This window comes from Acetobacter ghanensis (genome assembly GCF_001499675.1).
GTDB classification, from domain to species: Bacteria; Pseudomonadota; Alphaproteobacteria; order Acetobacterales; family Acetobacteraceae; genus Acetobacter; species Acetobacter ghanensis.
Genome location: NZ_LN609302.1, coordinates 2639396 through 2645395 on the forward strand (window position 1 = coordinate 2639396; position 6000 = coordinate 2645395).

General features: G+C 54.2%; 3 protein-coding genes, 1 tRNA gene and 2 rRNA genes (1 of these 6 running past the window's edge). All 6 read right to left on the minus strand.

All coding sequences use genetic code 11. The features are described from left to right. Positions 1 to 121: 121 nt before the first annotated feature. Positions 122 to 961, minus strand: a complete 840-nt coding sequence (locus tag AGA_RS12235) for an alpha/beta fold hydrolase (RefSeq protein WP_231945845.1) — start codon at positions 959 to 961, stop codon at positions 122 to 124. A gap of 185 nt (positions 962 to 1146) precedes the next feature. Next, a complete protein-coding gene (locus tag AGA_RS12240) occupies positions 1147 to 2289 on the minus strand; it encodes an SMP-30/gluconolactonase/LRE family protein (protein WP_231945846.1) in 1143 nt (380 codons plus the stop codon). Positions 2290 to 2478: 189 nt separating this feature from the next. After that, positions 2479 to 3603, minus strand: a complete 1125-nt coding sequence (locus AGA_RS12245; RefSeq protein ID WP_059024527.1) for a DUF1176 domain-containing protein — start codon at positions 3601 to 3603, stop codon at positions 2479 to 2481. 153 nt (positions 3604 to 3756) lie between these two features. Beyond that, a tRNA-Met gene (locus AGA_RS12250) sits at positions 3757 to 3834 on the minus strand. A gap of 53 nt (positions 3835 to 3887) precedes the next feature. Next, positions 3888 to 4003 (minus strand): 5S ribosomal RNA (gene rrf, locus AGA_RS12255). A 112-nt stretch (positions 4004 to 4115) separates the two neighbouring features. Further along, positions 4116 to 6000 (minus strand): 23S ribosomal RNA (locus AGA_RS12260); it runs 856 nt beyond the window's last position.

A 6000-nucleotide genomic window follows, 5' to 3' on the forward strand; every position in this document is an offset into this window, starting at 1 on the left:
GCATGATGCCGCCCCGACCTGCGTTTTTTTCACAAACGCAGCAAGGCCATGCGCGTTAACTGGTCATGAGCTTCCCATAAACGCAAATGCGAATCAATATCACTTTATGCGTATCATCCCCTCAATCCAGCGCCCGCAGCAGTGCTTTATGAAAAAGGTCAGGTGCTTGTAGCTGCGGCGTGTGCCCGACATTGGGGAATTCAACCAGCTTTGCACCGGGAATAGCCGCAGCAGCAGCCCGCCCCAGTTCGGGGTAATGCCCCAGCTTTGCGCGTACTTCCGCCGGTGCGCCATCGCTCCCTATTGCGGTTACGTCCTTATCCCCAATCATCACTGTTGTCGGGGGTTTAAGGCGGGGCAAGTCATACACAACCGGCTGCGTTGCGATCATGTCATACAGCAGGGCGGAGTTCCAAGCGACACTATCCGCCTCTGGTCCTCTATACATACCAGCAAGCATTTGGACCCACGGCTCGTAATCTGGCCGCCATTCATCCGCATAATAGACTTTTTGCTCGTAAGCGCGGATCTGCGCAGCCGTTTTACCCCGTTCACGCGCATACCATGCGTCAACAGTTCTGTACGGCACACCCTTGGCCTGCCAGTCCTCCAGCCCAACCGGGTCAACCAGAACCAGTCGGGAAATATCCTGTGGGTACATAAGAGCATAACGAATAGCCAGCATTCCCCCTGTGGAATGACCAACCATGGCAACCTGTGGGATATTCAGATGCTCCAGCAGGGCGTGGGTGTTACTGGCAAGCTGGCCAAAACTAAACTGGTAGGCCTGTGGTTTGCTGGACTTACAAAATCCGACCTGATCCGGTGCAATAACCCGATACCCCTTCTCTACCAGAACATGAATGGTATTGCCCCATGTTGCCGCACAGAAGTTCTTGCCATGCAAAAGCACAACAACCTGCCCATTAGGGTTGTCCGGCCTGACATCCATATACGCCATGTGCAGCGTTTGCTTCTGGGAAGGAAAAGAAAATTCCAAAACAGGCCACGGATAGGAAAACCCCTGTAATTCAGGTCCATAAACAGGACCATCTGGGGGGGCTGCCTTGGCCAATGAGCTAAAGAGCAGGGCCGCGCCAGCTAAAAACAGACATAACGTAGAGCCACAGCCTGACAGAGCGGTTCTCATCCTTCCACCCCTTCCCCTAGCGGAATACCGTCCACACTTCTTGGCAACGGTATGGACAGAACTAAAAACGGTGCATGCACCTCATCCCGGCCATTGTTCAAAAAAGCCAGCTTCTGCAACTGCGGGCAGGGGATATACAATGTGCGCTCACGGTCTATGAACAACGCATCGGGGGAAATCAGGCGCTCATCCTGCACCAGCGTTGTCCGCTTACCCTCAGGTGACAGCACGGTAATCCGGCTATTTTCCGCATCTGCAAGGTAAAAATTGCCGCGCGTATCCATGCAGGTGCCGCCCACACTGGGAATTTCCGCAACAATCTCAACCTTTTGCGCAAGCTGGTCATCCGTAAGAGCCATATCCAGAAGGTCCGCAACCCCAATGCGCTTGAGCGGGCCGGCTGGGACAGCAAAGTAAAACCACGTTCCACCGGCATCGACTTCAATATCATCGCTGGCAATATCAGGGCGCTTTCCATTTCCGTCGGCCAGAATACGCCCCCCTATGCCTTTATGCAGATGCACTCCATCATTTTGCATAACCTTCTGGCCAGACAGCCGCCGGAGCGTTGTTCCGGTCGAAAGGTTATGGATAATCACGCCCCCAAGGCCGCTATCCGTCACAAATATCAGATCACCATGTATTCTCAGGTCATTAAACCGCGCACCAGACGGCATAACGGCATGAGGGAAGCTCAACACACGGAGAATACGGCCTGTTTTTACGTCCAGTTGCACCAGTTTCTGCGCGCCGGGCTCCGGCTGGCTGCCAACGGGTGCCCCCTGATCCACAACCCAGAGCGTATTATCGCGAAAAAGGTGAATGGCGTTCACCATAACAAAAGCCCGGCTGCCATCCTGCCCTTTTTGCCACGTGTTCCAACTACCACCGGGAAAAGGAATAGGCTCCCCACTCTTATTCACCCGCGCCAGAGAGATCGTTTTTTCCATACCGGGGAAGCGTGGCAGCCCCAGAAAAACCTCCCCCTCGTGCGAGACAGCAACACCACTGGCAATAAAAGGAGACCGCGCAACAACAAAAAGCGTCTCTTTGGCACTGGCCTTCATCACCGGGGCACTCACACACGCAGCGGCTACGCCATTCAGCACAAGCCTTCTTGTTATCAAGCCGGATGCCATGGACTACTTCCCCTAAACAGAAAGGCCGTATTATGTGTCTTCAGTTTTGCCTTGAATGTGCCACCCAAAAATGCTGGCGACCTTTAACAACAGAACGTCATATAAAAGACTGTGTTGTTATTTCTTGATCTTTGTCACGTAAAAAACGGTATTGTGAAGATCAGCCTCTGGCAGAGTGCCTTTAAAGACCTATTGCGCCTTCTGTTCCTTTTGCGGGTCTTGCGATCGGTATAAAATGGGCCAATCACCCGACATGCTGCCGCCACAGCCAAGCTGAAAGGTCATCCCCGTCAGAACGAAGTGCTGGCCATCCCATCGCCATGCATGAGAAGCACCGCAATAAGCCAGACCCATGCCTTTGTAAAAGTCCGTAAGAGTTCCAGTCGCCACGTCAAAATCAGGGCTTGTCACAATACTTCCTTCATCGCCTGGGTCTCCCTTGATCAGGACGGGACTTGGCAGGCTGGCGGGCTCAGGTTGGCCATTGCCGGTGCGCGGCACAACAAAAACCAGGGACGCCCCCTGATATGCCGCCATCGAACACCCGAACAGGATAAGCGCATTGTTCTTGTCCAACCCGTAAACCCCTGATTCCAAAAGGCTATCAGTCCCTTTATCCGGGTTATCACAACTCTGCTTTTTTATGAGCTTGGCCTGCGTTCTTTCTGTCCATGCCATCAAGCGGTCCCGCTCTCTGCGGGCAAGAACGATGGAGCGATGAGCAGATGGAGCCGGCGGTAGTAATGGCGCAGGGGGTACGGCACTGGCTGATTTTGCCCCCGTGCGGATCAGTGCAGTTACACCACCCACTCTTCCCTGTCGGTCATCCATGTGCAGCACTGCAGCACTTAACCCGTTCAATGGCACAATCCCATCACGTACCTGCAGTACTGTCCCATCGCGCACCTGCGCCACAAACGCCGCAATAACTTCGGGCCGTTTGCTAGATAAGATCGTGTTTCCGTCCCGTGTGTTGAGTGCCCATGCCGAACGGTCCAGCAACAACGGCCTGCCGTCCACACGCAGATCCGCCAGCCCAAAGGGAAACCCAGCGCTCAGCCGCGCTTCAATCACACCATCCGGTCCGGCATTACGAATAAAGCGCAGGTCAACCGATCCGTTGATTGGCCTGTTGTCCGGCATGCTCGAAGTAACATCGTCATCACTCTGCACAAAGCCTTTAGCTTCACAGGTCAAGATATTGTCGCATGCGACCAACCACGAGCCATAAACATCATAAGATGGCTTTGCTGCCCAAGCTGCCCTCGCCCACAGCAGACACAGAAAGATCAGGGGTACCCGTCCATATTTCATCCTGCCCCTTTCTCCAACTGACTGATTAGCCCAGCCATACAGGAATGGTGGCTCACCTTTCCGTCAGCCCGATTTCCTCCTACACGGGATTCCGATCACAAAAAAACCCGCCGAGTAAGGGCGGGTTCATCGTGTCTTTTCATTTGGAATTCATGGTTGCGGGGGACAGGATTTGAACCTGTGACCTTCAGGTTATGAGCCTGACGAGCTACCGGGCTGCTCCACCCCGCGATGGTGATTGTGTTGATTTTGTTATGAGAAGATTTGTGAGGGTAGACTGGAAGACCTGGCGGCGACCGACTTTCCCGCGGCTTAAGCCGCAGTATCATAGGCGCTGGGGGTTTTCACGGCCGAGTTCGGGATGGGATCGGGTGGAACTCTCCCCGCCATGGCCACCAGGTCATCCAGACCACCCTTTAGGGTGTGTGGATGCGGTTGGTGCGTTTTGGTGTTTTAGCGTGTGACGCGGTTATGGATGATTTCTGTGCACGGGCCATCTTTTCAGATGGTGTGAGAGTGAGCCTATTGGGTGATTAGGACCAGTTAGCTGCACGTGTTACCACGCTTCCACATCTGGCCTATTAACGTGGTGGTCTACCACGACCCTCAGGGAGATCTAGTTTTGAGGTGGGTTTCCCGCTTAGATGCTTTCAGCGGTTATCCCGTCCATACTTAGCTACCCGGCTGTGCCGCTGGCGCGACAACCGGTGCACCAGAGGTATGTTCATCCCGGTCCTCTCGTACTAGGGACAAATCCTCTCAAATCTCCAACATCCACGGCAGATAGGGACCGAACTGTCTCACGACGTTCTAAACCCAGCTCACGTACCACTTTAATCGGCGAACAGCCGAACCCTTGGGACCTGCTCCAGCCCCAGGATGTGATGAGCCGACATCGAGGTGCCAAACCTCCCCGTCGATGTGGACTCTTGGGGGAGATCAGCCTGTTATCCCTAGAGTACCTTTTATCCGTTGAGCGATGGCCCTTCCACGCGGGACCACCGGATCACTATGGCCGACTTTCGTCTCTGCTCGAGCTGTCACTCTCGCAGTCAGGCGGGCTTATGCCATTGCACTCAACAGCCGGTTTCCGACCGGCCTGAGCCCACCATCGCGCGCCTCCGTTACACTTTGGGAGGCGACCGCCCCAGTCAAACTGCCCACCATACAGGGTCCCGGACCAGGCTTACTGGCCGCGGTTAGACATCAGAAAAATTCAGGGTGGTATTTCAAGGATGGCTCCACAGGAACTGGCGCCCCTGCTTCAAAGCCTCCCACCTATCCTACACAGAATGTCTCTGATGCCACTGTAAAGCTACAGTAAAGGTTCATAGGGTCTTTCCGTCTGACCGCGGATACCCCGCATCTTCACGGGGAATTCAATTTCGCTGAGCCGATGCTGGAGACAGCGGGGAAGTCGTTACGCCATTCGTGCAGGTCGGAACTTACCCGACAAGGAATTTCGCTACCTTAGGACCGTTATAGTTACGGCCGCCGTTTACCGGGGCTTCAATTCAGTGCTCTCACACCTCCTCTTAACCTTCCGGCACCGGGCAGGCGTCAGACCCTATACGTCGTCTTTCGACTTCGCAGAGTCCTGTGTTTTTACTAAACAGTCGCTACCCCCTGGTCTGTGCCACCCACAAATGGTTGCCCAAATGTGGGTCTCGCTTATCCCGAAGTTACACGAGTAATTTGCCTAGTTCCTTCAGCATCGTTCTCTCAAGCGCCTTGGTATGCTCTACCAGTCCACCTGTGTCGGTTTAGGGTACGGTCTATACGCCAGAGCTATTTCCTGGAATGCTCCAAAAGCCGGTCCAATCCGTTAAGGACCAACAACATATCGCATTCGTCACTTCTGGCAGGTTCAGGAATGTTCACCTGATTCCCATCGACTACGGCTTTCGCCCTCGCCTTAGGGGCCGACTAACCCTGCGTGGATTAACCTTGCGCAGGAACCCTTGGACTTTCGGCGACAGTGTTTCTCGCACTGTTTGTCGCTACTCATGTCAGCATTCGCACTTCCGATATCTCCAGAAGGGGTCACCCCGCTTCCTTCACAGACTTACGGAACGCTCCGCTACCGCGCATACATAGTATGCACCCACAGCTTCGGCACGTGGCTTGAGCCCCGTTACATTTTCGGCGCAGGGTTTCTAATAGACCAGTGAGCTATTACGCTTTCTTTAAAGGATGGCTGCTTCTAAGCCAACCTCCTGGTTGTTTTGGAATCCCCACATCCTTTCCCACTTAGCCACGATTTAGGGGCCTTAGCTGGTGGTCTGGGCTGTTTCCCTCTCGACAATGGACCTTAGCACCCACTGTCTGTCTGCCAGGCTAAACTTCCGGGTATTCGGAGTTTGGTTGGGTTTGGTAAGGCTTTGGGCCCCCCTAGCC

What these genes read in the sequence shown, in the direction of transcription:
- AGA_RS12235 (WP_231945845.1), bottom strand. Translation starts at nt 961, where the DNA reads ATGGCGTATATGGATGTCAGGCCGGACAACCCTAATGGGCAGGTTGTT.
- AGA_RS12240 (WP_231945846.1), bottom strand. Translation starts at nt 2,289, where the DNA reads ATGGCATCCGGCTTGATAACAAGAAGGCTTGTGCTGAATGGCGTAGCC.
- AGA_RS12245 (WP_059024527.1), bottom strand. Translation starts at nt 3,603, where the DNA reads ATGAAATATGGACGGGTACCCCTGATCTTTCTGTGTCTGCTGTGGGCG.